23 protein-coding genes are annotated in these 24,579 nt (G+C 69.0%); 4 read left to right on the top strand and 19 right to left on the bottom strand.

Going from position 1 to position 24,579, the window contains the following annotated elements; genetic code table 11:
- Positions 1-45: 45 nt before the first annotated feature.
- The 3 genes from clpC1 to lysS form a co-directional block, all read right to left on the bottom strand.
- Positions 46-2,568 (bottom strand): ATP-dependent Clp protease ATP-binding subunit, encoded by a 2,523-nt coding sequence (gene clpC1, locus ACZ5IQ_RS26125; RefSeq protein WP_212807287.1) that lies wholly within the window; start codon positions 2,566-2,568, stop codon positions 46-48.
- A gap of 257 nt (positions 2,569-2,825) precedes the next feature.
- Positions 2,826-3,173, bottom strand: coding sequence for a histone-like nucleoid-structuring protein Lsr2 (lsr2, locus tag ACZ5IQ_RS26130; protein ID WP_020100914.1), 348 nt, complete (start codon positions 3,171-3,173; stop codon positions 2,826-2,828).
- A gap of 109 nt (positions 3,174-3,282) precedes the next feature.
- On the bottom strand, positions 3,283-4,785 hold the full coding sequence (gene lysS / locus ACZ5IQ_RS26135) for a lysine--tRNA ligase (RefSeq protein ID WP_135356464.1): 1,503 nt from the start codon (positions 4,783-4,785) through the stop codon (positions 3,283-3,285).
- Between the two features lie 24 nt (positions 4,786-4,809).
- Here lysS and ACZ5IQ_RS26140 point away from each other — a divergent pair, with 24 nt between their 5' ends.
- A complete protein-coding gene (locus tag ACZ5IQ_RS26140) occupies positions 4,810-6,057 on the top strand; it encodes an alanine racemase (protein WP_212807288.1) in 1,248 nt (415 codons plus the stop codon).
- On the opposite strand, the gene ACZ5IQ_RS26145 is transcribed toward ACZ5IQ_RS26140, so the two are convergent.
- The 11 genes from ACZ5IQ_RS26145 to ftsH all read right to left on the bottom strand — a co-directional run bounded on the left by ACZ5IQ_RS26145 (position 6,054) and on the right by ftsH (position 15,395).
- Positions 6,054-6,854: a type III pantothenate kinase gene (locus tag ACZ5IQ_RS26145; RefSeq protein WP_135356462.1), complete on the bottom strand. Its 801-nt coding sequence runs from the start codon at positions 6,852-6,854 to the stop codon at positions 6,054-6,056. The genes ACZ5IQ_RS26140 and ACZ5IQ_RS26145 overlap by 4 nt on opposite strands.
- A gap of 5 nt (positions 6,855-6,859) precedes the next feature.
- A complete protein-coding gene (gene panD / locus ACZ5IQ_RS26150) occupies positions 6,860-7,267 on the bottom strand; it encodes an aspartate 1-decarboxylase (RefSeq protein ID WP_020100918.1) in 408 nt (135 codons plus the stop codon).
- The gene (gene panC, locus ACZ5IQ_RS26155) at positions 7,267-8,223 is read right to left on the bottom strand and encodes a pantoate--beta-alanine ligase (protein ID WP_212807289.1); all 957 of its coding nucleotides are present in this window, start codon (positions 8,221-8,223) and stop codon (positions 7,267-7,269) included. The genes panD and panC overlap by 1 nt, the downstream gene beginning before the upstream one ends.
- Positions 8,220-9,146 carry a Rossmann-like and DUF2520 domain-containing protein gene (locus ACZ5IQ_RS26160; protein ID WP_212807290.1) on the bottom strand — a complete coding sequence of 309 codons (927 nt, stop codon included), beginning with the start codon at positions 9,144-9,146 and terminating at the stop codon, positions 8,220-8,222. Before ACZ5IQ_RS26160 ends, panC begins: the two co-directional genes overlap by 4 nt.
- An 80-nt stretch (positions 9,147-9,226) precedes the next feature.
- Positions 9,227-10,294 (bottom strand): DUF6779 domain-containing protein, encoded by a 1,068-nt coding sequence (locus tag ACZ5IQ_RS26165; protein WP_212807291.1) that lies wholly within the window; start codon positions 10,292-10,294, stop codon positions 9,227-9,229.
- A gap of 67 nt (positions 10,295-10,361) precedes the next feature.
- Positions 10,362-10,838: a DUF3180 domain-containing protein gene (locus ACZ5IQ_RS26170; RefSeq protein WP_212807292.1), complete on the bottom strand. Its 477-nt coding sequence runs from the start codon at positions 10,836-10,838 to the stop codon at positions 10,362-10,364.
- Positions 10,838-11,341, bottom strand: a complete 504-nt coding sequence (gene folK, locus ACZ5IQ_RS26175) for a 2-amino-4-hydroxy-6-hydroxymethyldihydropteridine diphosphokinase (protein WP_212807293.1) — start codon at positions 11,339-11,341, stop codon at positions 10,838-10,840. Before folK ends, ACZ5IQ_RS26170 begins: the two co-directional genes overlap by 1 nt.
- Complete coding sequence (gene folB, locus ACZ5IQ_RS26180) at positions 11,338-11,712, bottom strand: dihydroneopterin aldolase (protein WP_135356456.1); 375 nt, start codon at positions 11,710-11,712, stop codon at positions 11,338-11,340. The genes folK and folB overlap by 4 nt, the downstream gene beginning before the upstream one ends.
- Complete coding sequence (gene folP, locus ACZ5IQ_RS26185; protein WP_212814554.1) at positions 11,705-12,499, bottom strand: dihydropteroate synthase; 795 nt, start codon at positions 12,497-12,499, stop codon at positions 11,705-11,707. Before folP ends, folB begins: the two co-directional genes overlap by 8 nt.
- A 20-nt stretch (positions 12,500-12,519) precedes the next feature.
- Positions 12,520-13,128, bottom strand: coding sequence for a GTP cyclohydrolase I FolE (gene folE, locus ACZ5IQ_RS26190; RefSeq protein WP_135356455.1), 609 nt, complete (start codon positions 13,126-13,128; stop codon positions 12,520-12,522).
- A gap of 8 nt (positions 13,129-13,136) precedes the next feature.
- On the bottom strand, positions 13,137-15,395 hold the full coding sequence (gene ftsH, locus ACZ5IQ_RS26195) for an ATP-dependent zinc metalloprotease FtsH (protein ID WP_212807294.1): 2,259 nt from the start codon (positions 15,393-15,395) through the stop codon (positions 13,137-13,139).
- A gap of 132 nt (positions 15,396-15,527) precedes the next feature.
- Here ftsH and ACZ5IQ_RS26200 point away from each other — a divergent pair, with 132 nt between their 5' ends.
- From ACZ5IQ_RS26200 to ACZ5IQ_RS26210, 3 genes are read left to right on the top strand one after another with little or no spacing between them, the layout of a single operon-like run.
- Positions 15,528-16,448: an alpha/beta fold hydrolase gene (locus ACZ5IQ_RS26200; protein ID WP_305798790.1), complete on the top strand. Its 921-nt coding sequence runs from the start codon at positions 15,528-15,530 to the stop codon at positions 16,446-16,448.
- Entirely contained in the window at positions 16,445-17,629 is a 1,185-nt protein-coding gene (locus ACZ5IQ_RS26205; RefSeq protein ID WP_212807296.1) for an LLM class flavin-dependent oxidoreductase, read from the top strand. Before ACZ5IQ_RS26200 ends, ACZ5IQ_RS26205 begins: the two co-directional genes overlap by 4 nt.
- Before the next feature lie 5 nt (positions 17,630-17,634).
- Positions 17,635-18,345 (top strand): SIMPL domain-containing protein, encoded by a 711-nt coding sequence (locus ACZ5IQ_RS26210; protein WP_464480494.1) that lies wholly within the window; start codon positions 17,635-17,637, stop codon positions 18,343-18,345.
- Here ACZ5IQ_RS26210 and ACZ5IQ_RS26215 read toward each other — a convergent pair.
- The 5 genes from ACZ5IQ_RS26215 to dacB are packed head-to-tail and all read right to left on the bottom strand — an operon-like array spanning position 18,342 to position 24,551.
- A complete protein-coding gene (locus ACZ5IQ_RS26215; RefSeq protein ID WP_464480495.1) occupies positions 18,342-20,558 on the bottom strand; it encodes a molybdopterin-dependent oxidoreductase in 2,217 nt (738 codons plus the stop codon). The genes ACZ5IQ_RS26210 and ACZ5IQ_RS26215 overlap by 4 nt on opposite strands.
- Before the next feature lie 19 nt (positions 20,559-20,577).
- Positions 20,578-21,177: a hypoxanthine phosphoribosyltransferase gene (gene hpt / locus ACZ5IQ_RS26220; RefSeq protein ID WP_464480496.1), complete on the bottom strand. Its 600-nt coding sequence runs from the start codon at positions 21,175-21,177 to the stop codon at positions 20,578-20,580.
- 22 nt (positions 21,178-21,199) lie between these two features.
- A complete protein-coding gene (gene tilS / locus ACZ5IQ_RS26225; RefSeq protein WP_212807300.1) occupies positions 21,200-22,156 on the bottom strand; it encodes a tRNA lysidine(34) synthetase TilS in 957 nt (318 codons plus the stop codon).
- The gene (locus ACZ5IQ_RS26230; protein WP_244872752.1) at positions 22,135-23,184 is read right to left on the bottom strand and encodes a zinc-dependent metalloprotease; all 1,050 of its coding nucleotides are present in this window, start codon (positions 23,182-23,184) and stop codon (positions 22,135-22,137) included. Before ACZ5IQ_RS26230 ends, tilS begins: the two co-directional genes overlap by 22 nt.
- Positions 23,181-24,551 (bottom strand): D-alanyl-D-alanine carboxypeptidase/D-alanyl-D-alanine endopeptidase, encoded by a 1,371-nt coding sequence (gene dacB, locus ACZ5IQ_RS26235; protein ID WP_212807301.1) that lies wholly within the window; start codon positions 24,549-24,551, stop codon positions 23,181-23,183. Before dacB ends, ACZ5IQ_RS26230 begins: the two co-directional genes overlap by 4 nt.
- Positions 24,552-24,579: the final 28 nt, after the last annotated feature.

Raw genomic sequence — 24,579 nt, forward strand, 5'->3', positions numbered from 1 at the left:
AACGGAAAAGCCCCCGACGAATCGGGGGCTTTTCACGTTGGCTGACTACTCCGAGGCAGTCGCAGCGGCCTCGGCCAGGTCGGCCGATTCCTTGCGACGGCCGGCGAACGTGAACACCGCATCCTCGGTGTTGTTGCTCTCGCCGTCCCAGTTGTCGACGTCCACGGTGACCAGCTGACCGGGGCCGACCTCCTCGAAGAGAATCTTCTCGGAGAGCTGGTCCTCGATCTCGCGCTGGATGGTCCGACGCAGCGGGCGGGCACCCAGGACCGGATCGAAGCCGCGCTTGGCCAGCAGTGCCTTGGCCTTGTCGGTCAGCTCCATCTCCATGTCCTTGGCCTTGAGCTGCTTGGACACCCGGCCGATCATCAGGTCGACCATCTGGATGATCTCGTCCTGCGTCAGCTGGTGGAACACGATGATGTCGTCGATACGGTTCAGGAACTCCGGGCGGAAGTGCTTCTTCAGCTCGTCGTGCACCTTGAGCTTCATCCGCTCGTAGTTGTTCTCGCCGCCACCCTGGGTGAAGCCGAGGCCAACCGCCTTGCTGATGTCGCTCGTACCGAGGTTCGAGGTGAAGATCAGCACGGTGTTCTTGAAGTCGACAGTGCGACCCTGACCGTCGGTCAGGCGGCCGTCCTCGAGAACCTGCAGGAGGCTGTTGTAGATCTCCTGGTGGGCCTTCTCGATCTCGTCGAACAGCACCACACTGAACGGCTTGCGGCGCACCTTCTCGGTGAGCTGGCCGCCCTCTTCGTAGCCGACGTAGCCCGGAGGGGCACCGAACAGCCGCGACGCGGTGAAGCGGTCGTGGAACTCACCCATGTCGATCTGGATGAGCGCGTCGTCGTCGCCGAACAGGAACTCGGCCAGCGCCTTCGACAGCTCGGTCTTACCGACGCCGGACGGGCCGGCGAAGATGAACGAGCCCGACGGACGCTTCGGGTCCTTCAGGCCGGCGCGGGTACGCCGGATGGCCTTCGAGACCGCCTTGACGGCGTCGACCTGGCCGATGATCCGCTTGTGCAGCTCATCTTCCATGCGCAGCAGACGGGTGGTCTCGGCCTCGGTCAGCTTGAAGACCGGGATGCCGGTCCAGTTGCCCAGGACCTCGGCGATCTGCTCGTCGTCGACCTCGGCGACCACGTCGAGGTCACCCGAACGCCACTGCTTCTCGCGCTCGGCGCGCTGGGCGACCAGCGTCTTCTCCGAGTCGCGCAGCCGGGCTGCCTTCTCGAAGTCCTGCGCGTCGATGGCCGATTCCTTCTCCCGGCGCGCATCGGCGATCTTCTCGTCGAACTCGCGCAGGTCTGGCGGAGCGGTCATCCGGCGGATGCGCATGCGGGCACCGGCCTCGTCGATCAGGTCGATGGCCTTGTCCGGCAGGAACCGGTCGTTGATGTAGCGGTCGGCCAGCGTCGCGGCCGCGACCAGCGCACCGTCGGTGATGGAGACGCGGTGGTGCGCCTCGTAGCGGTCCCGCAGACCCTTGAGGATCTCGATGGTGTGCTCGACGGTCGGCTCACCCACCTGCACCGGCTGGAACCGGCGCTCGAGGGCGGCGTCCTTCTCGATGTACTTGCGGTACTCGTCGAGCGTCGTCGCACCGATGGTCTGCAGCTCGCCACGGGCCAGCTTCGGCTTCAGGATGCTGGCGGCGTCGATGGCGCCCTCGGCGGCACCCGCACCCACGAGCGTGTGCAGCTCGTCGATGAACAGGATGATGTCGCCGCGGGTGTTGATCTCCTTGAGCACCTTCTTCAGGCGCTCTTCGAAGTCACCGCGGTAACGGCTGCCGGCGACCAGCGAACCCAGGTCCAGCGTGTAGAGCTGCTTGTCCTTCAGGGTCTCGGGGACCTCGCCGTGCACGATGGCCTGCGCCAGGCCCTCGACGACGGCGGTCTTACCGACACCGGGCTCACCGATCAGCACCGGGTTGTTCTTGGTGCGGCGGCTCAGCACCTGCATGACCCGCTCGATTTCCTTCTCACGGCCGATGACCGGATCGAGCTTGCCCTCGGCGGCGGCGGCGGTCAGGTTGCGACCGAACTGGTCCAGCACGAGCGACGTCGACGGGTTGCCCGTCTCGCCACCGCGGCCACCGGTACCGGCCTCGGCGGTCTCCTTGCCCTGGTAGCCCGACAGCAGCTGGATGACCTGCTGACGCACGCGGGTCAGCTCCGCACCCAGCTTCACGAGCACCTGGGCGGCGACGCCCTCGCCCTCGCGGATCAGGCCGAGCAGGATGTGCTCGGTGCCGATGTAGTTGTGGCCGAGCTGCAGCGCCTCACGCAGCGACAGCTCGAGCACCTTCTTGGCGCGCGGCGTGAACGGAATGTGGCCCGACGGCGCCTGCTGGCCCTGGCCGATGATCTCCTCGACCTGGCTACGCACACCCTCGAGCGAGATGCCGAGCGATTCCAGCGACTTGGCAGCTACGCCCTCGCCCTCATGGATGAGGCCAAGCAGGATGTGCTCGGTGCCGATGTAGTTGTGGTTGAGCATCCGGGCTTCTTCTTGAGCCAGGACGACGACCCGGCGGGCCCGGTCGGTGAATCTCTCGAACATCGGTGTTACCTGCTCTCCCTCGTAGCGCAGCTCCTGCCACGTCACTTCGCGTGTCGCGACGCTGTGCGCCTACCGTCCACTCTAATGGGCGGCGACCATGCGTGCCCTGCGGTATCCCCTAGCTCGCAAGGCCACTCAGCGCTGCGAAAAGGCCAACGCGCTGCGGCGACGAAACGTTTCCCGGATCGGGCCGACCGGGCTACGCCGAAAGCGAACAGAGAAACTGCGGGCAATCCTGAATTCTGTTGCCCGCGGGCTCAGGTGGCGGCGTGGAACGCGTCGATGATCTCCGCCGGGATACGGCCCCGGCTGGAGACATTGTGGCCGTTGCGGCGCGCCCATTCCCGGATCGCGGCGCTCTGCTCACGGTCGATGGACGCGCGGCCCCGTCCTGTCGCGCCGGTGCTGGCGCGGCCGCGGCGGCGACCACCGACACGACGGCCGGCCTCGACCCATTTCTTCAAATCATTCCGGAGCTTGGTGGCGTTCTTGGTGGTGAGGTCGATCTCGTAGTTCACCCCGTCGAGAGCAAATTCGACCGTCTCATCCGCCGCACCTTCACCGTCGAAATCGTCGACGAGCGTGACAGTCACTTTCTTTGCCATCGGCCCACACTAACCCTTCTGCCTCGGAAAAATGCAGAATCGACTCTGCCATAACAATGCTGGCATAGGAGTTCAATTCCTTCAACAAGTCTCAGGGTCAGCTCAGTTTTCAGTCGGCTTGGCGCCGCACAATCGGGAACAAAACCGTGTCCCTAATCGTCAACCCCGTCAACGCCATGAGCAAGCGGTCGAGTCCCATTCCTGTTCCGGTCGTCGGCGGCATCGCATACTCCAATGCGATAAGGAAATCCTCATCAAGTCGCATTGCCTCGTCGTCACCGGCAGCGGCGGCACGCGCCTGCGCCTCGAAACGCTCGCGTTGAATCACCGGATCGATCAACTCCGAATATCCGGTGGCGAGCTCGAACTTCCGGACATACAGATCCCATTTTTCTGTAACGCCCGGAATACTGCGGTGGGCCCGAGTGAGCGGCGTGGTCTCCACCGGGAAATCCCGGACGAAGGTCGGCGCCCAAAGGTGATCACCGACGGTGTGCTCCCACAGTTCCTCGATCAATTTCCCGTGGCCGTATCCGCGGTCCCTGGGAATCTCGGCGCCGAGCCGTTCGGCCACCTTCCACAGGTACTCGACCGAAGTCTCCGGGGTGATCTCCTCACCCAGCGCTTCCGACAACGACGGATACATTTCGATGGTCGCCCATTCACCATCGAGGTCATAGGTGGAACCGTCCGGCAGCGGGACCATTCGGGTACCAATGGCCTCGTCGGCAACCTCCTGAATAAGCTCACGCGTCACAATCGCGGAATCGTCATATGTGCCGTAGGCCTGATAAGTCTCCAACATCGCAAATTCCGGTGAATGCGTGGAATCCGCGCCCTCGTTGCGAAAGTTCCGATTAAGCTCAAAAACCTTCTCGAAGCCACCGACCAGGCAGCGCTTCAGGAACAACTCGGGCGCGATGCGCAGGTACAGATCCGCATCGAGCGCGTTGGAGTGCGTGATGAATGGCCGGGCGGCAGCGCCACCGGGCAGCGTCTGCAGCATCGGGGTCTCGACTTCGAGAAAACCGCGACGCTCCAATGCCGAACGCAATGCCCGCACCACCGCAATGCGCTGGCGGGCGACATTGCGGGCCTCGGGCCGCACGATCAGGTCGACGTACCGCTGCCGGACCCGCGTCTCTTCATTCAATTCCTTGTGCGCGACGGGAAGCGGTCGCAGCGCCTTGGACACAATTTGCCAGTTCTGGGCAAGCACAGACAATTCCCCGCGCCGGGAGCTGATGACCTCGCCCTCGATGAAGACGATGTCGCCCAGGTCGACGTCGGACTTCCAGGCATCGAGCGACTCCTGGCCCACCTTGTCCAGGCTCAGCATGGCCTGCAGCTGTGTGCCGTCACCCTCCTGCAGCGTCGCGAAGCACAGTTTTCCGGAGTTCCGGGCGAACACCACACGCCCTGCGACGCCGACGATGTCACCGGTCGCGGTGTCCGCGGCGAGCTCCGGATAGGCCGCCCGCAGCTCGGCCAGGGTGTGGGTACGCGGCACCTCGACCGGATACGGGTCGCGCCCCTCGGCCAGCAGCCGCTCACGCTTGGCCTGGCGGATGCGGAACTGCTCGGGAATGTCGGGGCTGTCGGCTTCGCTCACGAAATGCCAGCTTAAATGAAGCCCATGGCCACCAGTTTCGAGCAGTCCGCCGTAGACGCGCTGGACCACGAGCCGATCGACTGGAAATTCAAGGGACTGCCGGCCTCGTGGTGGGGCCAGACGCCTGCTCAGGTGTGCCGGCGACGCCCCAGTCTGTTCGCCGACGGCGCGGTGTCGCCGGTGTGCACACTGCGTACCCAGCCGCTGGTGCACAACATGGTCACCATGGCGCGCTGGTGCCGGCGCCGGGGCGTACAGCTCGCGCCGCACGGCAAGACCCACATGTCACCGCAGCTTCTCGCCCGTCAGCTCGGCGCGGGAGCAGTGGCTGTCACGGCCGCCACCATCAGCCAGGTCCGGGTGTTTCGGGCGTTCGGGGTGCGCCGGATCATCCTGGCCAACGAGCTCGTCGACGTCACCGGGCTGCGCTGGCTGGCCGCCGAGCTGGACGCCAATCCCGACTTCGAGCTGACCTGTTGGGTGGACTCGGTGCGTGGCGTGCAGTTGATGACGTCCGCGCTGACCGGCCGGCGCCGCCAGGTGGACGTCTGCGTCGAGATCGGCCAGCCGGGCGGCCGCACCGGCTGCCGCGACGCCGAGACCGTCGACGCCGTGGCGCGCGCGGCGGTGGACTCGGACCGGCTGCGGCTCGTCGGCGTCGCCGGATACGAGGCGGCCACCGGCCATGAGGTCGGTGACGCCGCGGTGGCTGCCGTCTCGGCGTACCTGCAGACCATGCGCGACACCGTCATCCGGTTGCACACGCTGTTCGAGACCGACGAGATCCTGGCGACGGCCGGCGGCAGCACGTACTTCGACCTGGTCGCCGACATCCTGACCGGTTGGCCCGACGGCATGACGGTGCAGACCGTCCTGCGCAGCGGCTGCTACCTGACGCACGACGACGGTCTCTACGCCCGCACGACGCCGCTCGGCCGCACCGACAGCGCCCACCTGGAGCCCGCGCTCAGCGTGTGGGCGCAGGTGCTGTCCCGGCCCGAGCCCGACCTCGCCATCGTGGGCATGGGCCGCCGCGACGTCTCGTTCGACCAGGACCTGCCCGTGCCGTACGGGCGGCCCGACAGCCGCGTCGAGAAGCTCAACGACCAGCACGCCTACCTGCGGCTGGCACCGGCCGACCAGGACCTGGCCGTCGGTGACTGGCTGGAATTCGGCATCTCACACCCGTGCACGGTGTTCGACAAGTGGCAGCTGATCCCGGTGCTCGACGCCGACCACCGGGTGGTCGAGTTAGTCCGGACGTTCTTCTAGGCCCGGCGGGCGTTGCGCTGGTTGCGCTCGAAGACCAGGCGGAGGCCGTCGAGCGTGAGGTTCTTCTCGTAGTGCTGCACGGTCCGTAGATCGGGCAGCACCAGCTGCGCGGTGTGACCGGTGGCCACCACGGTGACGTGGTTTCCGTCGAAGCCGTCGACATCGTCACGCACGCGGTTCACCAGGCCGTCCACCAGGGCCGCGAAACCGAACACCGCACCGGCCTGCATGCACTCGACGGTGTTCTTGCCGATCACCGACCGCGGCCGGGTCAGCTCGACGCGGCGCAGCGCCGCCGAACGGGCCGCGGCCGCATCAGAGGACACCTGGACCCCGGGCGCGATGGCACCACCGAGGAACTCACCCTTGGCCGAGACGACGTCGACGCAGATCGACGACCCGAAGTCGACGACGATGGCCGCGGTGCCGTACTTGTGGTACGCCGCAAGGCAGTTGACGATGCGGTCGGCCCCGACCTCTTTCGGGTTGTCGACCAGCAGCGGGATGCCGGTGCGCACACCCGGCTCGATCAGCACGTGCGGCACCTTCGGCCAGTACTGGTCCAGCATCACCCGGATTTCGTGCAGCACCGACGGCACCGTCGACAAACCCGTTGCACCGAGCAGGTTTTCGGCGTCGTCACCGATCAGGCCGTCGATGGTCAGCGCGAGCTCGTCGGCCGTCACCTCCGACTCGGTCCGAATCCGCCAGTTCTGCACCACTTTTGCGTGATCTCCGGAGCCGGAGATCAACCCGACGATGGTGTGGGTGTTGCGGACATCGATTGCCAGCAGCACCGGCGTTACCGCGGTGACAGCAGGCCGTCGACGCCGTCCGGGACGTGCGCGGCGTCGTGCGAGAAGTCGATCTGCCGGTTCTGCGCGTCGACGAAGATGACGTTCGGCTGGTACGTGCGGGCCTCGGCATCGTCCATGGTGGCGTAGGCGATGAGGATCACCAGGTCACCCGGATGGATCAGATGCGCTGCGGCACCGTTGATCCCGATGATGCCGGTGCCGCGCTCACCGGTGATGGCGTAGGTGACCAGCCGGTTGCCGTTGTCGATGTCGACGATGGTGACCTGCTCACCCTCGAGGATGTCGGCGGCGTCCATCAGGTCGGCGTCGATGGTCACCGAACCCACGTAGTGCAGGTCCGCCTGCGTCACCGTGGCCCGGTGAATCTTGGACTTCAGCATGGTGCGAAACATCAATTCCTCCAAGGTAATTCGTGGTTTCCGTCCTGGTCTAAGGCAGACCCCACATTGGGGTGACCGTCGATCCCTGCGGATGCACCGATGTCGATGGCGATGTTGTCCAACAATCTGGTCGTGCCGAGCCGGCCCACCACCAGCATCCGGGCCGGGCCCGAGGCCGGTGCCGGACCCAGCCAGGGGTCCCGGACTTCCAGATAGTCGACGTCGATGGCGGGTACCTCGTCGAGGACCGCCCGGGCCGCATCGAGTGCGGCGGCCGCGCCGTGCGACGCGGAGTACTTACCGGCGAGCAGCGCCGCGGACAACGCCCCGGCCTGCTCGCGCTGTTCAGCATCGAGGTAGCGGTTGCGCGACGACATGGCCAGTCCGTCGGACTCGCGCACGATCGGCACCGCCTGGATGCGCACGTCGAGGTCGAGGTCGTCGACCATCTGGCGCACCAGAACCAGCTGCTGGTAATCCTTTTCGCCGAAGAACGCGCGGTCGGGCCGCACGATGTTCAGGAGCTTGAGCACCACGGTCAGCATCCCGGCGAAGTGTGTCGGGCGGGAGCCGCCCTCCAGCTCGGCGCCCAGCGGGCCGGGCACGACCGTGGTGCGCCGGCCGCTCGGATACATGGCAGCGGCGCTGGGTGCGAAGACGATGTCGACGTCCTCGCCGCGCAGCAACTCGACGTCGGAGTCCAGCGTCCGTGGGTAGGCGTCCAGGTCCTCCCCCGCGCCGAACTGCAACGGGTTGACGAAGATCGACACCACCACGACGGCGCCGGGCACCTTCTTGGCAGAGCGCACCAGCTCCAGGTGCCCCTCGTGCAGCGCGCCCATGGTCGGCACGAGCATCACGCGGCGCCCCGTCGCGCGCAGCACCCGCGACACATCCGACACGTCGGTCGGATTGGTGTAGAGGTTCAGCTCGCCGGCGGTGAACTTCGGCGGCCTGCGATCGGTCACTGCGCTCTCCCTGAGTCGTTCAACACGGCGAAAACCTCTTCGGGTGCGTGGGCACGCTGTGCGGTGCGCAGCGACATGGCCCGATATGCCTGCGCCAGTTCGGGATTCACTTCCGCCATGGCGTGCAGGTGCGCCGCGACGGCAGCGCCGTCACCGCGGGCCACCGGGCCGGTCAGCGCGCTCTGCCCGCGCTGCAGCGCGTTCTCCAGCGAGGCCCGCGCCAGTGGCGCGAGGATGCGCTCGGCGATGCCGGCGGGATCACCCGTGACCAGTTCCTGCCCCAGCAGTTCCTGCCCGGCGAGCGCCTCGCGCAGGGCTTCGACGGCGTCGAGGACGACGGTGATGACGTGATTGCCGGCGTGCGCCAGGGCCGCGTGATAGAGCGTTCGGGCGTCTTCGCGAACCCGGAACGGTTCGCCGCCGATCTCGAGAACCAGGGACTGGGCGATGGCGTAGCCGATGTCGTCGGCCGCGGTGATGCCGAAACAGGTCTCCGACAGCCGGGTGATGTCTTCGTCCGAGCCGGTGAACGTCATGGCCGGGTGGATCGCCAGCGGGATGCAGCCCTGCTCGGTCAGCGGGGCCAGTACAGCGATGCCGTTGGCGCCCGAAGTGTGCACGACGATGGTGCCGGGACGGACCGATCCGGTGGCCGCCAGGCCGGCGACGACGGACGTCAGCTCGGCGTCCGGCACGGCCAGCAGCAGGAGCTCGGCCTTGGCGGCGACGTCGTGTGCGGGCAGCACCTGGGTGTCGGGCAGCCGGCGCTCGGCACGACCGCGCGACGCATGGGAGATCGCGCTACACGCGACGACGACGTGGTCGGCGCGCTCCAGCGCAACACCCAGCGCACTGCCGACCCGCCCTGCGGAAATGATTCCGACAGTGAGCCGGGCCGGACGCAGTCCGTCGAGCTGCTTCATTGCAGCGACCTCACAATTGGTGGTTTCTCCTCGTTCCAGTCCTGCTCGGCAGGTACCGGACGGTCACCGCAGAGCGTAGCTCAGTCCTCGCGGCGACGTCGACGGCCGCCGCCGCTGGGATTGGCCTGCAGCCGCGCCAGCAATTCGGCCGCCGGCTGCCCGCCAACGTGCTGACCTGCGGGTTCGTCGTCCGGCTCGGCTCGGCGCCGACGGCCGGATGTGACAGGGGTCTCTGTCGCGGGCGGCGCAGTGGCCGGTTCCGCGGGGGCCCCGTGGCGGCCCCGGCGCGGCGGTTCGGGGGCCGGCTCGGGAGCGGGTGGGACGACCGGCAGGGTCATGGTCGGTTCGGGCCCGCGGTCCTGGACCGGCGGCGGCGGGGGCGGCGCCGGTTCCGGCGTCGGGGCGGCCCAGTTGCTGCCGGGCTGACCGGCCGGAATCCACTGGCCTTCGGCCGGCGTCGGCTGCCAGTCGGATGGGCCCGGCTCCGGCGGACGACGGTGCGCGCCACCGAACGGCGGCTGCGGCGGCGGGGGTGGTGGCGCCCACGGGTCCGGCGGCACATGCGGCTCGGCCGCCACGTCGATGATGGGGCTCTCTTCGGTGTTCGGCTCCGACATCAGGTCGGGCCGGTCCTCGGTGTCGATCCGGCTGGCGACGACGCGGCCCACCGGCGCGGCCTGCCCGGTGCGGTCGGTCTCGAGCGCCGGGCGGTGCGCGAGATCGGTGTCGAAGTAGAACTCGAGGTTGGCGCGCAGCGCGGCCAGCTCCGCACGCAGCGCCGCGACCTCGTCGGCCGACTGGGCGCGCAGTTCGGAGGCCAGCTCACGGCGCAGATGCGATTCCAGCGACAGTTCGTATTCGCGGCGCGCCGCGATCTCGCGGTCCAGCTGCAGGTCGTAGACGAGCTTGAGGTCGCGGGCCCGGGCCTGGTCCAGATCAGCCTGGCGCCGGTAGATGAACGAGGCGAACGCCGCCGCCACCGCGGCCCACAGGGCGATGACCACGGCGAGTTTCAGCAACTCGACCTGATCGGTGAACACCAGCGCGGAACTGGCGATGATCGCGAGCACCAGCAACGCCGTCAGCAGCAACCAACCCGGCCTGCGGTTCGCACGCCTGCCGCGCGCAGCCCGGGTCGGATCGATCATGGGCTGACTGTACCGTTTTGCCTTCCCATCGCAGGTCGACCGACACCCCGTCCGGACGGATCGTTACCTATTCGGTTGCGCCGTCGGACTTCTCCGGCGGGTCCAGCGGCGCGCGGCAGCAATGCTGCAACCACAGACCCGCCACCACCAGGGCCAGCGCGCTCACCGCGGCGACCGTCACACCCGGGAAATCGGCCGCCGCCACGCGCAGGACGCCGCGTCGCGGGAGCACGTAACCGAGCACGCCGAGCCACCAGCCGAGGGCCAGCGCCCCGACCCAGGCCGACGCCTTGGCCACCACGACCGACCGCGCGACGGCCAGCGGATGGATCCGGCCGCCCCCCACCCCGATGTCACCGCCCGAGATCTTGGCGCGCAGGAAGAATGCCCAGCCCGCCTCCGCGGCGGCAAAAACCAACAGCGACAACCCCGTCCACACCGTGATCGGCGGGAACCAGCGGTACACCAGGATCACCAGCAGGTACGCGACGACCGTGGCCAGCACCGTGCCGATGGCCAGGTCCCGCTTCCGGGTCGGTCCCATCAGGACACCAGCGCCAGGTCGGTACGGCGCACGCCGTCGCGTTCGACGGCGTCGATGGCGGCCAGCAGTTCGGCGACCGGAACACCTCGCAGTTGGGCGGCCGGGTCGACGGCCAGCCACGGCACCAGCACGAAGGCGCGTTGGTGCGCCAGCGGGTGCGGCAGTGTCAGGACCGGATCGTCGGAGCGCACTTCGACGTCGCCGTCGTGGCAGCTGACGATATCGACATCGAGAGTTCGTGGCCCCCAACGCTGTTCGCGCACGCGGTCCGCCGCGTTCTCGAACTCATGGGCCCGCCGCAACCACCCCGGGCCGTCGAGGCCGGGATCGTCGGCCAGCAGCACGGCATTCAGGAACGGCCCCTGCTCGACACCGCCCCAGGCCGCCGTCTCGTAAACCGGTGAGACCGCGCGGACCGCACCGCGCAGCCCCGAGACCACCGACTGCAGGTGAGCGAGCCGGTCACCCAGGTTGGAGCCGATGGACAGGACCACGGACGTCACCCTCGGCCGCCCCGCCTCGACCGGCGCGCCACGACCGCAACGTCCTTGAACGTCAACGGGATCGGCGCGCTGGGCTTGTGCAGCACCACCTCGACGGCATGGACACGCTGGTCGGTCATCACCGAGTCGGCGATCTCGGCCGACACCGTCTCGATCAGATTGCGCGGCGGCCCGGCGATGATGTCGGCGGCCTGCTGCGCCAGCTTGCCGTAGTCCAGAGTGTCCGACAGCTCGTCGCTCAGCGCGGCGGCGGCCAGGTCGATCCACACCGTGATGTCGACGACGAAGTCCTGGCCGTCCTCGCGTTCATGGTCGAAGACGCCGTGATTCCCGCGAACGGTCAAGCCGCGCAATTCGATTCGATCAGCCATGCCAGGCCTGCACCACCTTCACCGCATCCACCGACGCCTGCACATCATGCACCCGCACTCCCCACGCGCCCTGCTGCGCCGCCAGCGCCGAGATCACCGCGGTGGCCGTCTCCCGGCCGTCGGGCTCGCGCGGCGTGCCGTCGGCATCCGCCAGCAGGGTGCCAAGGAACCGCTTGCGCGACGCCCCGACCAGCACCGGGATACCGGTGGCCACGAACTCGGGCAGCGCCCGCAGCAGCGCCCAATTGTGCTGCGCCGACTTGGCGAAACCCAGGCCCGGATCGATGATCAGGTTGCCCGGCTCCACGCCCGCAGCCACCGCATCGTCGACCGCGGTGAGCAGTTCGGCCCGGACATCGGCCACGACGTCGGAGTACTCCGGAATCCGGTGCGGCTGCGCGGCGTCGACCTCGCGCCAGTGCATCAGCACCCACGGCACCCGCGCGCCCGCCAGCAGCGGGGCCATGTTCGGGTCGGCCCGGCCACCCGACACGTCGTTGACGATGTGCACGCCGCATTCCAGCGCGGCCTCGGCCACGTCGGCGTGCATGGTGTCGACGCTGACCGTGATGCCTTGTGCCACAAGCTCTCTGATCACCGGCAGGACGCGGCCGCGTTCGACCTCGGGATCCAGCCGGGCCGCGCCGGGCCGCGTGGATTCCCCGCCGACGTCGATGATCTGCGCTCCCTGCGCCGCCAGCTCCAGACCGTGCTCGATGGCGCGGTCGTGGTCGAGGAAGCGGCCGCCGTCGGAGAACGAGTCGGCGGTGACGTTGACCACGCCCATCACGCGCGTGCGGACGGGGTTCACTTCCGCAGGATCAGATCCAGCGCCTCGGCTCGCGACGACGCGCAGGTCTTGAACTGGCCGCGCACCGCCGAGGTGGTGGTCACCGCGCCGGGCTTGCGGACGCCGCGCATCGCCATGCACAGGTGCTCGGCCTCGACCACCACGATGGCGCCCTGCGGATTCAGCTTGCGCATCAGCGCGTCGGCGATCTGGCCGGTCAGCCGTTCCTGCACCTGGGGCCGCTTGGCGTACAGGTCGACCAGGCGGGCGATCTTCGACAGTCCCGTCACCCGGCCGTCCTCACCCGGGATGTAGCCGACATGCGCGACGCCGTGGAACGACACCAGGTGGTGCTCGCAGGTCGAATACATCGGGATGTCCTTGACCAGCACCAGCTCGTCGTGCCCCTCGTCGAACGTGGTGTCGAGCACCGAGTCGGGGTCGGTGTACAGCCCGCCGAAAATCTCTTCGAAGGCGCGCGCGACGCGGCCGGGGGTGTCCCGGAGCCCGTCCCGGTCCGGGTCCTCGCCCACGGCGAGCAGCAGCTCACGCACTGCTGCCTCGGCTCGATCGTGATCGAACTTCGGCGGGGTGAGCCTGGCCGAATGGATCTGCGACCGCGTCATCTATGCGCCTACTCGTCGTTGGGTTTGGCAGGCGGCGGCGCCGGCTGCTGCGGGTACGGCTGGTAGCCCTGCGACGGACCGGGTTGTCCCCAGCCCGGCTGCGGGTACCACTGGCCCGGCTGGGCGTGGTGGCCGTGGCCGTGCTGCTGCGGTCCCTGGGGCGGCCAGCCCGGGGCCTGCCAGCCCGCGGGTGCGCCGTAATTCGGCTGGGTCTGCCCGTGCTGGGGCTGGCCGTTCGGCGCGGCGTGCGCGCCGTTGGTGCCGTTCACGCCGGATCCGGCGGCGGCCTGGCTGGCCGCGGCGATGGCCGCCTTGAACGCCGGCTCCTTGACGGGCGGGGGCCACGGCTCGCCGCGCTCGATGGCCAGCTCGCCGGGCGTCTTGATGGGCGGCTTCTCCGACGGAATCCGGCCACCGAAGTCGTCGAACAGCGTCAGGCGGGGCCGCTTCTCGACGTCGGCCAGGATGCGCTCCAGGTCGGGCCGGTGCAGCGTCTCCTTCTCGAGCAGCTCGCCGGCCAGGGCGTCCAGCTGGTCGCGGTACTGCGTCAGCACGTCCCACGCCTCGGTGTGCGCGGCCTCGATGAGCTTGCGCACCTCGTCGTCGATGTCGCGGGCGACCTCGTGGCCGAAGTCAGCCTGGGTGCCCATGGTGCGGCCCAAGAAGGGATCACCGTGCTCGGTGCCGTACCGGACGGCGCCCAGCTTGGCGCTCATGCCGAACTCGGTGACCATGGCGCGGGCGATCTTGGTGGCGTTCTCGATGTCGGACACCGCGCCGGTCGTGGGCTCACGGAAGATCAGCTCCTCGGCGGCCCGGCCGCCGATGGCCATGACCAGCCGCGCGATGAGCTCGGAGCGGGTCTGCATGCCCTTGTCGTCCTCGGGGACGGCGACGGCGTGCCCACCGGTGCGGCCGCGGGCCAGGATCGTCACCTTGTACACCGGGTCCAGGTGCGGCATGGCCCAGCCGGCCAGCGTGTGCCCGGCCTCGTGGTACGCGGTGATCTTCTTTTCCAGCTCGCTGATGATGCGGCCCTTGCGGCGCGGACCACCGACGACACGGTCGACGGCTTCCTCCAGCGCCGGGCCGGTGATCACGGTGGCGTTCTCGCGGGCGGTCAGCAGCGCGGCCTCGTTGATGACGTTGGCCAGGTCGGCGCCGGACATGCCGACGGTGCGCTTGGCCAGGCCGTCGAGGTCGGCGTCGGGGGCGATGGGCTTGCCGGCCGAGTGCACCCGCAGCACGGCCTTGCGGCCGGCCAGGTCGGGTGCCGAGACCGGAATCTGCCGGTCGAAGCGGCCGGGGCGCAGCAGGGCCGGGTCGAGGATGTCGGGCCGGTTGGTGGCGGCGATCAGGATGACGCCCTGGCGGTCGCCGAAGCCGTCCATCTCGACCAGCAGCTGGTTCAGCGTCTGCTCGCGCTCGTCGTGGCCACCGCCCAGGCCGGCGCCGCGCTGGCGGCCGACGGCGTCGATCTCGTCGACGAAGATGATGCACGGGCTGTTCTGCTTGGCCTGCTCGAACAGGTCACGCACGCGGGAGGCGCCCACACCGACGAACATCTCGACGAAGTCCGAACCGGAAATCGTGAAGAACGGAACCCCGGCCTCACCGGCGACCGCGCGGGCCAGCAGCGTCTTACCCGTTCCCGGCGGGCCGTACAGCAGCACGCCCTTGGGGATCTTGGCGCCGAGGGCCTGGTAGCGGCTCGGGTTCTGCAGGAAGTCCTTGATCTCGTAGAGCTCTTCGACGGCCTCGTCGACACCCGCGACGTCGGCGAACGTCGTCTTCGGCATGTCCTTGCCGAGCATCTTGGCGCGCGACTTGCCGAAGCCGAAGCCCATGCGGCCGCCGCCCTGCATGCGGGAGAACATGAAGAACAGGCCGACGAGCAGCAGCAGCGGCAGCAGGTAGATCAGCAGCGAGCTGAGGATGCTGCCCTGGTTGACGACGGTCTTGGTCTTGACGTTCTTGCCGTTGAGCGCATCGAACAGCGGCACCGCATAGCCCGTCGGGAACGACGTGATGATCTTGTTGCTGTTGTCGGTGTCGGCGCTGACGCTCTTCAGGTCCAGCCGGACCTGCTGTTCGCGATCGTCGATCTGGGCGCCGGTGACGTTCCCGGCGTTGATCTGGGCGACCGCGACAGACGTGTCGACCTGGTGATAACCGCGCGTGTCATCACTGAAATAGAAGAAAGACCAACCCAGCAGCAACACGACCGCGACGACGGTCAGGGTGCGGATGACGTTTTTTCGCTTCATCGACATATTTCGGCCGGCGAATACTCGTCGGCCAGGTCCTTCCGATACACAGATGCGGGATAGTTCACAGGTTACCGCTATGCAAACGATCGGCAGTTCCCGGAGGGAAACCTGTGCTTTGGTGAAACGGTGATGACGTCCACCAAACGGTTAGTCGAGACCAATGGCGTGCAGCTGCAGGTCACCGAAGCCGGCGACCGCGGCGCACCAGTCGTGGTGCTGGCGCACGGCTTCCCCGAGCTCGCGCACTCCTGGCGGCACCAGATCCCGGCGCTCGCCGCGGCCGGCTACCACGTACTGGCCCCCGACCAACGCGGCTACGGCTGTTCGTCGCGCCCGGCAGCCATCGAGGACTACGACATCATCCACCTCACCGGGGACCTGGCCGGACTGCTCGACGACGTCGGCGCCGAGCGCGCGGTGGTCGTCGGGCACGACTGGGGCTCGCCCGTGGTGTGCAACTTCGCACTGCTGCACCCCGACCGGGTGCGGGCGGTCGCCGCGCTGAGTGTGCCGCCGGTGCCGCGGGCATCGGCGCCGCCGACGGAAATCTGGCGCCGGCGGGTCGGCGACAACTACTTCTACATCCTGTACTTCCAGGAGCCGGGCGTGGCCGACTCGGCACTGGGCCGCGATCCGCGCAGCACGATGCGCCGGATGGTCGCGGAGGAAGGCTTCGCCGCGCCGCCGGACTCGCTGGCGGACACCCCGCTGCCGCCGCTGCCGGACTGGCTCCCCGAAGACGAATTCGAGACGTACGTCAGGGCTTTCACCGAGAGCGGTTTCACCGGTCCGCTGAACTGGTACCGCAACTTCGACCGGAACTGGAAGCTGACGGAGACCACCCCCGCCGCGACCATCACGGTGCCGACACTGTTCGTGGGCGGCACTGCCGATCCGGTCCTGAGCTTCACGCCGCGCGACCGGGTGCGGGACGTCGTCACCGGCGACTACCGCGAGGTCATGATCGACGGCGCCGGGCACTGGCTGCAGCAGGAACGGCCCGACGAGGTCAACGCCATCCTCATCGACTTCATCGGAGGAGTGAAATGACGGGTCGCCCACTGGATTTCGGGGCCTTCATCACACCGTTCCACCCGGTCGGCCAATCTCCCACCACCGCACTGGAATACGACCTGGAACGCACCGTCCGGCTGGACCGGCTGGGCTACGACGAGGTCTGGTACGGCGAACACCATTCCGGCGGGTACGAATTGATCGCCTGCCCCGAGGTTTTCATCGCCACGGCCGCCGAACGCACCAAGAACATCCGATTCGGCACCGGCGTGGTGTCGCTGCCGTACCACCACCCGCTGATGGTCGCCGACCGCTGGGTACTGCTCGACCATCTGACCCGCGGCCGGGTGATGTTCGGGACCGGTCCGGGCGCGCTGCCGTCGGACGCCTACATGATGGGCATCGACCCCGTCGACCAGCGCCGCATGCAGCAGGAATCCCTCGAGGCCATCCTGGCCCTGTTCCGCGCCGCACCCGACGAGCGCATCACGCGGGAGACCGACTGGTTCACGCTGCGCGACGCCGCGCTGCACATCCGGCCGTACACTTGGCCGTATCCCGAGATATCCACGGCGGCAATGGTTTCCCCTTCCGGTCCGCGACTGGCCGGGCAGCTGGGCACGTCGCTGCTGTCGCTGTCGATGTCGGTGCCCGGCGGCTACGCCGCCCTCGAGACCACGTGGGACCTGGTGTGCGACCAGGCCGCGAAAGCCGGCCGGCCCGAGCCCGACCGGCGCAGCTGGCGGGTGCTGGGCGTCGTGCACCTGGCCGACACCCGGGAGCAGGCCATCGAGGACTGCACCTACGGTCTGGAGGATTTCTCGAACTACTTCGGCGCGGCCGGCTTCGTCCCGCTGGGCAGCCAGACCGGACCGGCGCCGACGTCCCGGCAGTTCGTCGAAGACTATGCGGCCAAAGGCAATTGCTGTATCGGCACGCCCGCCGACTGCATCGGCTACATCCAGGACATGCTGGACCGGTCCGGCGGCTTCGGCACGTTCCTGATGCTGGGCCACGACTGGGCGCCGCCTGCCGCCACCATGCACTCTTACGAACTGTTCGCCCGCGAGGTGATCCCCCATTTCAAGGGCCAGCTCACCGCGCCACGCGCCTCGCACGAATGGGCAAAAGGCCTGCGCGACCAGCTGTTCGGCCGGGTTGGCGAGGCCGTCGGCAACGCGATCGCCGAGCACAACAAAGACGCGTCGGTACGCTGACAACCATGCCATTTGCGACCCGACGTACTGCCGCCCTGACCCTCGCCGGACTTGCGATCGCCACCACCGTCGGCGTCGCCGGCTGCGGTTCCGACGACGCCAAGCCGGAGAGCCGCCAGGTCACAGTCGTCGGCAACGGCAAGGTCCAGGGCACGCCGGACACCCTGAACGTCACCGCGTCCATCGAGGCGACGGCGCCCGACGTCACCGCCGCCATGAACCAGACCAGCAGCCGTCAGCAGGCCGTGATCGATGCGCTGTCCGGGGCGGGCATCGACAACAAGGACATCGCCACCAAGCAGGTCGAGCTGCAGCCGGACTACCGCGACGCCGTCATCACCGGATACCGGGCCAGCAATACCATCGACATCAAGGTCCGCAAGCTCGACACCGCGTCGCAGGTGCTGGCGAAGATCGTCACCGCGGGCGGTAATGCCACGCGGATCAGCAACGTCGCGTACTCGATCGACGACGACTCGCAGCTGGTGAAAGACGCCCGCACGCACGCCTTCGACGACGCCAAGGACCGCGCGCAGCAGTACGCGCAGCCGTCCGGCTTGAGCCTCGGCAAGGTGGTCTCGATCTCCGAGGCCACCGGCGGCACCACCCCGACGCCGTTGCCGGCGCCGCGGATGGCGATGGCCGAAGCCGTGCCGCTGTCCCCCGGTCAGCAGACCGTCAGCTTCTCGGTGACGGTGATCTGGGAACTCGGTTAGCCCGCCGCGGCAATTTCGACCGGAATGCCGTTCAGCACCGCGGTACCCGACAACCGGTCCAGGTCGGTGCCGTCGTTGAGCTGGTTGACGTTGACGCCCGGATGGCTGCTCGCGAGCTGTTGACCGGTGCCACCGCGGTTGTGGCCCCAGCCGTGCGGAAGCGACACCACGCCGCGCCGCATCACGTCCGTCACCTCGATGGGGGCGAGGAGTTCGCCGCCCGGGCCCTTGATGAGCGCGACGTCGGTGAGGCCGAGGTCGGCGGCGTCGTCGGGGTGAATCTGCAGCGTGCAGCGGTTGGAGCCACCCGACAGCGCGGGCAGGTTGTGCATCCAGCTGTTGTTGGAGCGCAGGTGGCGGCGGCCGATGAGCAGGAAGCCGCCGGCCGAGCGGCTCAGCGCCTCGCGTAGCCGCGCCACGTCGGCGACGATCGGCTCCGGAGCGAGTTCGATTCTGCCGCTGGGGGTTCGGAGCACCTCGGGGATTCTCGGCCGCATCGCGCCCAGGTCGATGCCGTGCGGATTGGCCTTGAGCTTCTCGAGGGTGAGGCCGTCGGGCTTGGCGCCGAAGGCGTCACCGTAGGTCCCGAGCCGCAGCATCATGTCGAGGCGGCGCTCGTAACCGGGGCCCGAGGGGAGCATGGCCGTCAGTTCGTCGACGTCGCGGCCGGCGACCGGGGAATCCGCGTCGTGCGTCTCCTTGGCCAAGGTCAGCGCGATCACCTGCGCGTCGACCAGGGCGGGATCCGCTTGTGCCCCAAGACCGGTCAGGATCAACGCGATACGCGACAGGATTTCGGCCTCGCCCGGCCGGTCGGCCAGCGGCAGCACCGGCGGCGAGTAGCGCACGTTGTTGCGCACCGCGAGGTTGTTGAGCAGCACGTCGAAATGCGGACTCTGCGAAGGCGGGGGCGGCGGCAGGATGACGTCGGCGTGCCGCGTGGTCTCGTTGAGATACGGGTCGACCGACAGCATGAATTCGACGCTGTCCAAGGCCTTGTCGAGCCGGTCGCCGTCCGGCGCGGACAGCACCGGGTTCCCGGCGATGGTGATCATCGCCTTGATCTGCCCCTCGCCCGCGGTGTCGATCTCCTCGGCGAGCGCGGTGGCCGGCAATTCGGACATCACCTCGGGGTAGCCGGAGACCCGACTGGCCCACCGGCCGGTCCGGAAGCCGCGGCCCGGCTTCGGTGGCCGCGGCGCCGGCACCGCGGCACCCAGCGGGAACATCACCCCGCCGGGCCGGTCCAGATTGCCGGTGAGGATGTTGATGACGTCGACGAGCCAGCTGCCGATCGTGCCGAATTCGACTGTGGAGGTGCCGATCCGGCCGTACACGGCCGCCGTCGGCGCCGCCGCGAGCTCACGGGCCAGTTCGCGGATCTCGTCGGCGCCGACTCCGCAGGCCTGTTCGACAGCCTCGGGCGCGAAGTCGGCGGCCAGCGCGCGGACCTGCTCCACGCCGGTGACGTGCTCGGCGTTCGCCCCGAGATCGACCAGACCTTCGTCGAACAGCACATGCACGACGGCGAGCAGCAGCGCCGCGTCGGTCCCGGGGCGCGGCGCCAGATGCCGGTCGGCGAGCTTGGCGGTCTGGGTGCGCGCCGGGTCGATCACCACGAGCTTGCCGCCGCGCTTCTTCAGCGCCCGCAGCTTGCCGGGGAAATCGGCCGCGGTGGTCACGCTGCCGTTGGACACCAGCGGATTCGCGCCGATGATCACGAGATGGTCGGTGCGGTCGAGGTCGGGCACGGTGAACGCGCCCGGGCTGCCGAACATCAGGCCCAGCGCAACGTGTTTGGGCATCTGGTCGAGCGTGCTGGCGCTGAACACCTGGCGGGTGCCCAGGGCTTTGAGGATCAGCGGGGCATACAGCGCACCCGCGATCGTGTGCGCGTTCGGGTTGCCGAGGTAGACCCCGACCGATGCCCCACCGTGCGCGGCGATCACCGCGCCGAGCTGATCGGCGACGACGGCGTAGGCCTCGTCCCAGGTGGCCTCGGTCAGTACACCGTCACGACGGACGAGCGGGCGGGTCAGCCGGTCGGGATCGTTGTCGAGCTCACCGAAGCTGGCACCCTTGGGGCAGATGAAGCCCGCGCTGAAGACGTCGTCGTGATCACCACGTGCGCCCGTGACACGGCCGTCGTCGATGGTGAGGGTCAGGCCGCAGGTGGCTTCGCAGAAGGGGCAGATCCGGAGGGCGGTGTCCATGCTCCGGATTCTGCTCCGACTAGTGCTGTTCGTACACCTTCGGATCGAGCGTGCCGATGTACGGCAGGTCGCGGTAGCGCTCGTCGTAGTCCAGGCCGTAGCCGACGACGAACTCGTCGGGGATGTCGAAGCCGATGTGCGCCACGTCGATGTCGGCGCGCATGGCGTCGGGCTTGCGCAGCAGCGTGCACACGCGCAGCGTGCGCGGGCCCCGGGTCGCCAGGTTGCGCAGCAGCCACGACAGCGTCAGGCCGGAGTCGATGATGTCTTCGACGATCAGCACGTCGCGGCCGCTGATGTCGCGGTCGAGGTCCTTGAGGATGCGCACAACGCCCGACGAGGAGGTCGACGACCCGTACGAGCTGACCGCCATGAACTCCAGCTGCGTCGGCAGCGGGATCGCGCGGGCCAGGTCGGTGACGAACATGACCGCGCCCTTGAGCACCGTGATCAGCAGCAGATCCTGGTCGCCGGAGTCGGCGCGGTAGTCCTCGGCGATGAGCGCGGCCATCTCGGCGATGCGCGCCTGAACCTGCTCCTGAGACAGGAGAACCGACTTGATGTCACCCGGATACAGCTCCACGGCAACAGCGTGCCACGTTGCCTCGCCGAGTACCAAGACCGTCCCATTCGGCGGTCGCTCACACGGGCCGGGCGGCGACGGTGAGCAGTCCCGCGCGGCGGGTGACGATCAATCGCTGGTACCGCAGCGGCGAGCTCACGGCGGCGCCACCCTGCCCGTGCCAGTCCGCCACGAGCGCGTCGACGGCGCGCAGCTGGACGTCGGTGAGCGTGGTGGCGCCGACGCTCAGCAGCCAGCCGCGGATCACCCGGCGCCGCAGCGCGGCGGGGAGATCCTCGAGCCCGGCGACGGTGAGGCCCTCGCCGTCACGCAGGGCGGCCAGGTGCCCGGCGGCCAGGGCGTCGAGGGCGTCGTTGTCCTCCCGCAGCGCGGCGGCGGTACGGGCCAGGGCCGGCGCGACGCCGCCGGCGAGCACGTCCTCCAGCAGTGGCAGCACCTCGGTGCGCAGCCGGACCCGGGTGTAGCGCGGGTCGGTGTTGTGCGGGTCCCGCCAGGGCGTCAGTCCCAGTTCGGCGCAGACCGCTTCGGTGTCGGCGCGCCGCACCTCCAGCAGGGGCCGTCCCCACGGTGGGTCCCAAACCCGCATGCCGGCAATGGATCTCGGGCCCGAGCCGCGCCCCAGGCCGAGCAACACCGTCTCGGCCTGGTCGTCGAGGGTGTGCGCGAGGAGCACCGGAGCACCATCGCGGGCGGCGTCCAAGGCCGCGTAGCGCGCCGTGCGGGCCGCGGCTTCCGGCCCGCCGTCGGTACCGACATCGACGGAGAGCACTTGCGCGTCAACGCAACCCAACTGCCCGGCCTGTGCCGCCGCAGTGGCGGCCACGTCGGCCGATCCGGTTTGCAGGCCGTGGTCGACGATCAGCGCGACGGTCGGTTTGAGGGCGGCCGCGACGGCGGTCAGCGCCAGCGAGTCAGCGCCACCGGAGAGCCCGACGCACCACCGGTCGGCCGGGTGCCGGCGCGCGAAGGCGGTGACAGCCGCGCGCAGCGGGGTCAGAGCACTCGATCGATCCATCGCCGTGGCTCGTCGATTTCGGTTGGCAGCGGCAGGGTTTCGGCATCGGTCCAGATCGCGTTGAACCGCTTCATGCCGACGGTCGACACCACCTCGTCGACGAACTTCTTGCCGCGGGTGTACTGGGCGATCTTGGCGTCGACCCCCAGCAGGGCGCGGACAATCCGTTGCAACGGGGACTGTTTGCGGTGGCGGCGCTCGTCGAACCGGCTGCGGATGGTGGCGACCGACGGCACGACCGCCGGACCGACGGCGTCCATGACGTGATCGGCGTGCCCTTCCAGCAGTGTCCCCAGCACCAGCAGCTGATCCAGCGCACGCTGCTGCTCGTCGGACTGCATGATGCGCATGATGCCCAGAATGCCTTGCGAATTCGCGTCGGCGTCGCCGTCACGCTGTGCGCGCACGTACTCCGCCAACCGGCCGATGACGTCGCCGGCATCCAGACCGGATTCGTCGGTCAGCACGGCGAGCGCCTGCGACATGTGTTCGGTGAGCCAGGGGTTCGCGCGGAACTGCACGCGGTGCGTCACCTCGTGCAGGCACACCCACAGCCGGAAGTCGGCGGGTTCGACCTTCAACTGCCGTTCGGCGGCAAGCACATTCGGGGCGACCAGAAGCAGCTCTCCACCATTGACCGCGAAGGGGTCGTACTGCCCGAGGATGCCCGACGACACGAACGCCAGCACCGCGCCCGTCTGCGCCCCGGCGATACGTCCGCCCAGCTTCGCGGCCAGGCCTGTGGGACTGGAGGTTTCGCCACCGGTCATCACCCGCATGGAGTCGGCGGCAGCACGCACCCAGTCCTGCCGGTCGACGACGCGCGCTTCGGGCACTTCGGCGCCCTCGTTGAGGAGCGTCACCTCGCGCACCGGGAGCTCGGCCCGGCGCGCCGAATCGGCGAGCTGCACTCGCACCTGGTTGCGGGTGTAGTCGGTGGTCGCCGGTTCCGGGCGGGTCAGCTTTGCCCCGACCGTGGCGGCGAAGCCCCAGTCGACGGCCCGGCCGACGGTCGGCTTCCGGCTCACGTGCCGCACCCGCAGGACCGGAACGCCGCGGCGAGGGCGTCCAGCGCGGTGCGTCCTTCCGGACCGGCGTTGTTGGAGATGAGCGCGAAGGTCAGGACCCGTCCGCTCTGATCGGTGACGATGCCCGCGAGCGCGTTGGTGCCGGTCAGTGAACCGGTCTTGGCGCGCAGGTATCCGGCCGACGAGGTGTCGGCGTAGCGGTTCCACAGCGTGCCACTGCCGCCCGCGATCGGCAGGACGTCGAGCAGCGGGCGCAGGCGGGGCTCACTGGTGCCAGCGGCCGCGTTGACGACGTCGTCCAGGACCGTGGCGGTGAGCCGGTCGTTGACCGACAGACCGCTGGCGTCGAACAGCGTCGCACCCGAGGTGGTCAGTCCGGCCTTCGCCAGCTGCCCGAGAACGGCACGTACCCCGCCGTCGAAACTCTGCGGCTGGTTCACCGCGGCGGCGACCTCGCGGCCGATCGACTCGGCCATCACGTTGTCGGAGGCGCCCATCATCTCGCGCAGGCGCTCGATCAGCGGCGGCGACTGCACTGCCGCGAGCTGCTGGCCGCCGGCAGGGGTGCTGCGAAGGGTCACGTTGGCGGGGTCGACCCGCAGCGCGGCCGCCAGGGCACAGCCGGCGTCGAGGGCCGGTGTCGTCGAGCGCTTGGACTCGACCGTCGTGGGCTGGACGCGACCGGCGTCGACCATCACCGACTGGATCGGCGCCCAGTCACCGCCCTCGATGTCGGCGACGTCCCAGCCCGGCGCCATGGTCGGGCCCGAGTAGAGGCTGGTGTCGACCTGAATGGCCCGGGGCGTGACGCCGGCCTTGCGGACCTGGTCGGCCAGATCGGAAATCCGGGCCGCGTCGCCGTACCAGGTGTCGGTGCCCGGCGGCGCCGCCGACAGCGTCGGGTCGCCGCCGCCCTTGAGCACCACGACGCCCGGGGTGTCGCCGGACACGACCGTGGTGGTCAGCCGGGCGTTGCGGTCGAGGGTCAGCAGGGCCGCGGCCGCCGTGAGGGTCTTGTTGGTGGACGCGGGCTGCAGCGGGACGTTCTCGCTCAGCCCCCACACCTGGGTGCCGGTGATGGCATCGGTGATCCGGCCCCCGAGAATGCCGAGATTCGGGTTGGCGGCCAGCGGCGCCAGCACGGCGGCGAGCTGCGCGGGCACCACTTGCGGCGCGTTGTCGGAGACCGGTTGCACGGCTGGTCGGGGCGAGACGAGCGCGGGCTGGGGCTTGACCGTCGCCCCGGCTGCCGGGACCGCATCGTGCCGCGTCATCACCGCGGCGGCCGCCACCAGCGCGGCAACCAGCACGAGAACTGCCACACCGATCACCACGTGGGTCGATCGGCGCCACCGGGTGGGCCGCATGTTGCTCCTGAACTCGTACGGGTCACTC

The organism is Mycobacterium toneyamaense (genome assembly GCF_055384815.1).

What these genes read in the sequence shown, in the direction of transcription:
- ACZ5IQ_RS26215 (WP_464480495.1), bottom strand. Translation starts at nt 20,558, where the DNA reads ATGGACACCGCCCTCCGGATCTGCCCCTTCTGCGAAGCCACCTGCGGC.
- ACZ5IQ_RS26170 (WP_212807292.1), bottom strand. Translation starts at nt 10,838, where the DNA reads ATGGGACCGACCCGGAAGCGGGACCTGGCCATCGGCACGGTGCTGGCC.
- ftsH (WP_212807294.1), bottom strand. Translation starts at nt 15,395, where the DNA reads ATGAAGCGAAAAAACGTCATCCGCACCCTGACCGTCGTCGCGGTCGTG.
- folP (WP_212814554.1), bottom strand. Translation starts at nt 12,499, where the DNA reads ATGGGCGTGGTCAACGTCACCGCCGACTCGTTCTCCGACGGCGGCCGC.
- folB (WP_135356456.1), bottom strand. Translation starts at nt 11,712, where the DNA reads ATGGCTGATCGAATCGAATTGCGCGGCTTGACCGTTCGCGGGAATCAC.
- ACZ5IQ_RS26205 (WP_212807296.1), top strand. Translation starts at nt 16,445, where the DNA reads ATGACGGGTCGCCCACTGGATTTCGGGGCCTTCATCACACCGTTCCAC.
- ACZ5IQ_RS26160 (WP_212807290.1), bottom strand. Translation starts at nt 9,146, where the DNA reads ATGAAGCAGCTCGACGGACTGCGTCCGGCCCGGCTCACTGTCGGAATC.
- ACZ5IQ_RS26165 (WP_212807291.1), bottom strand. Translation starts at nt 10,294, where the DNA reads ATGATCGATCCGACCCGGGCTGCGCGCGGCAGGCGTGCGAACCGCAGG.
- folE (WP_135356455.1), bottom strand. Translation starts at nt 13,128, where the DNA reads ATGACGCGGTCGCAGATCCATTCGGCCAGGCTCACCCCGCCGAAGTTC.
- tilS (WP_212807300.1), bottom strand. Translation starts at nt 22,156, where the DNA reads ATGGATCGATCGAGTGCTCTGACCCCGCTGCGCGCGGCTGTCACCGCC.
- panD (WP_020100918.1), bottom strand. Translation starts at nt 7,267, where the DNA reads ATGTTTCGCACCATGCTGAAGTCCAAGATTCACCGGGCCACGGTGACG.
- ACZ5IQ_RS26210 (WP_464480494.1), top strand. Translation starts at nt 17,635, where the DNA reads ATGCCATTTGCGACCCGACGTACTGCCGCCCTGACCCTCGCCGGACTT.
- lsr2 (WP_020100914.1), bottom strand. Translation starts at nt 3,173, where the DNA reads ATGGCAAAGAAAGTGACTGTCACGCTCGTCGACGATTTCGACGGTGAA.
- dacB (WP_212807301.1), bottom strand. Translation starts at nt 24,551, where the DNA reads ATGCGGCCCACCCGGTGGCGCCGATCGACCCACGTGGTGATCGGTGTG.
- ACZ5IQ_RS26200 (WP_305798790.1), top strand. Translation starts at nt 15,528, where the DNA reads ATGACGTCCACCAAACGGTTAGTCGAGACCAATGGCGTGCAGCTGCAG.
- ACZ5IQ_RS26140 (WP_212807288.1), top strand. Translation starts at nt 4,810, where the DNA reads ATGGCCACCAGTTTCGAGCAGTCCGCCGTAGACGCGCTGGACCACGAG.
- clpC1 (WP_212807287.1), bottom strand. Translation starts at nt 2,568, where the DNA reads ATGTTCGAGAGATTCACCGACCGGGCCCGCCGGGTCGTCGTCCTGGCT.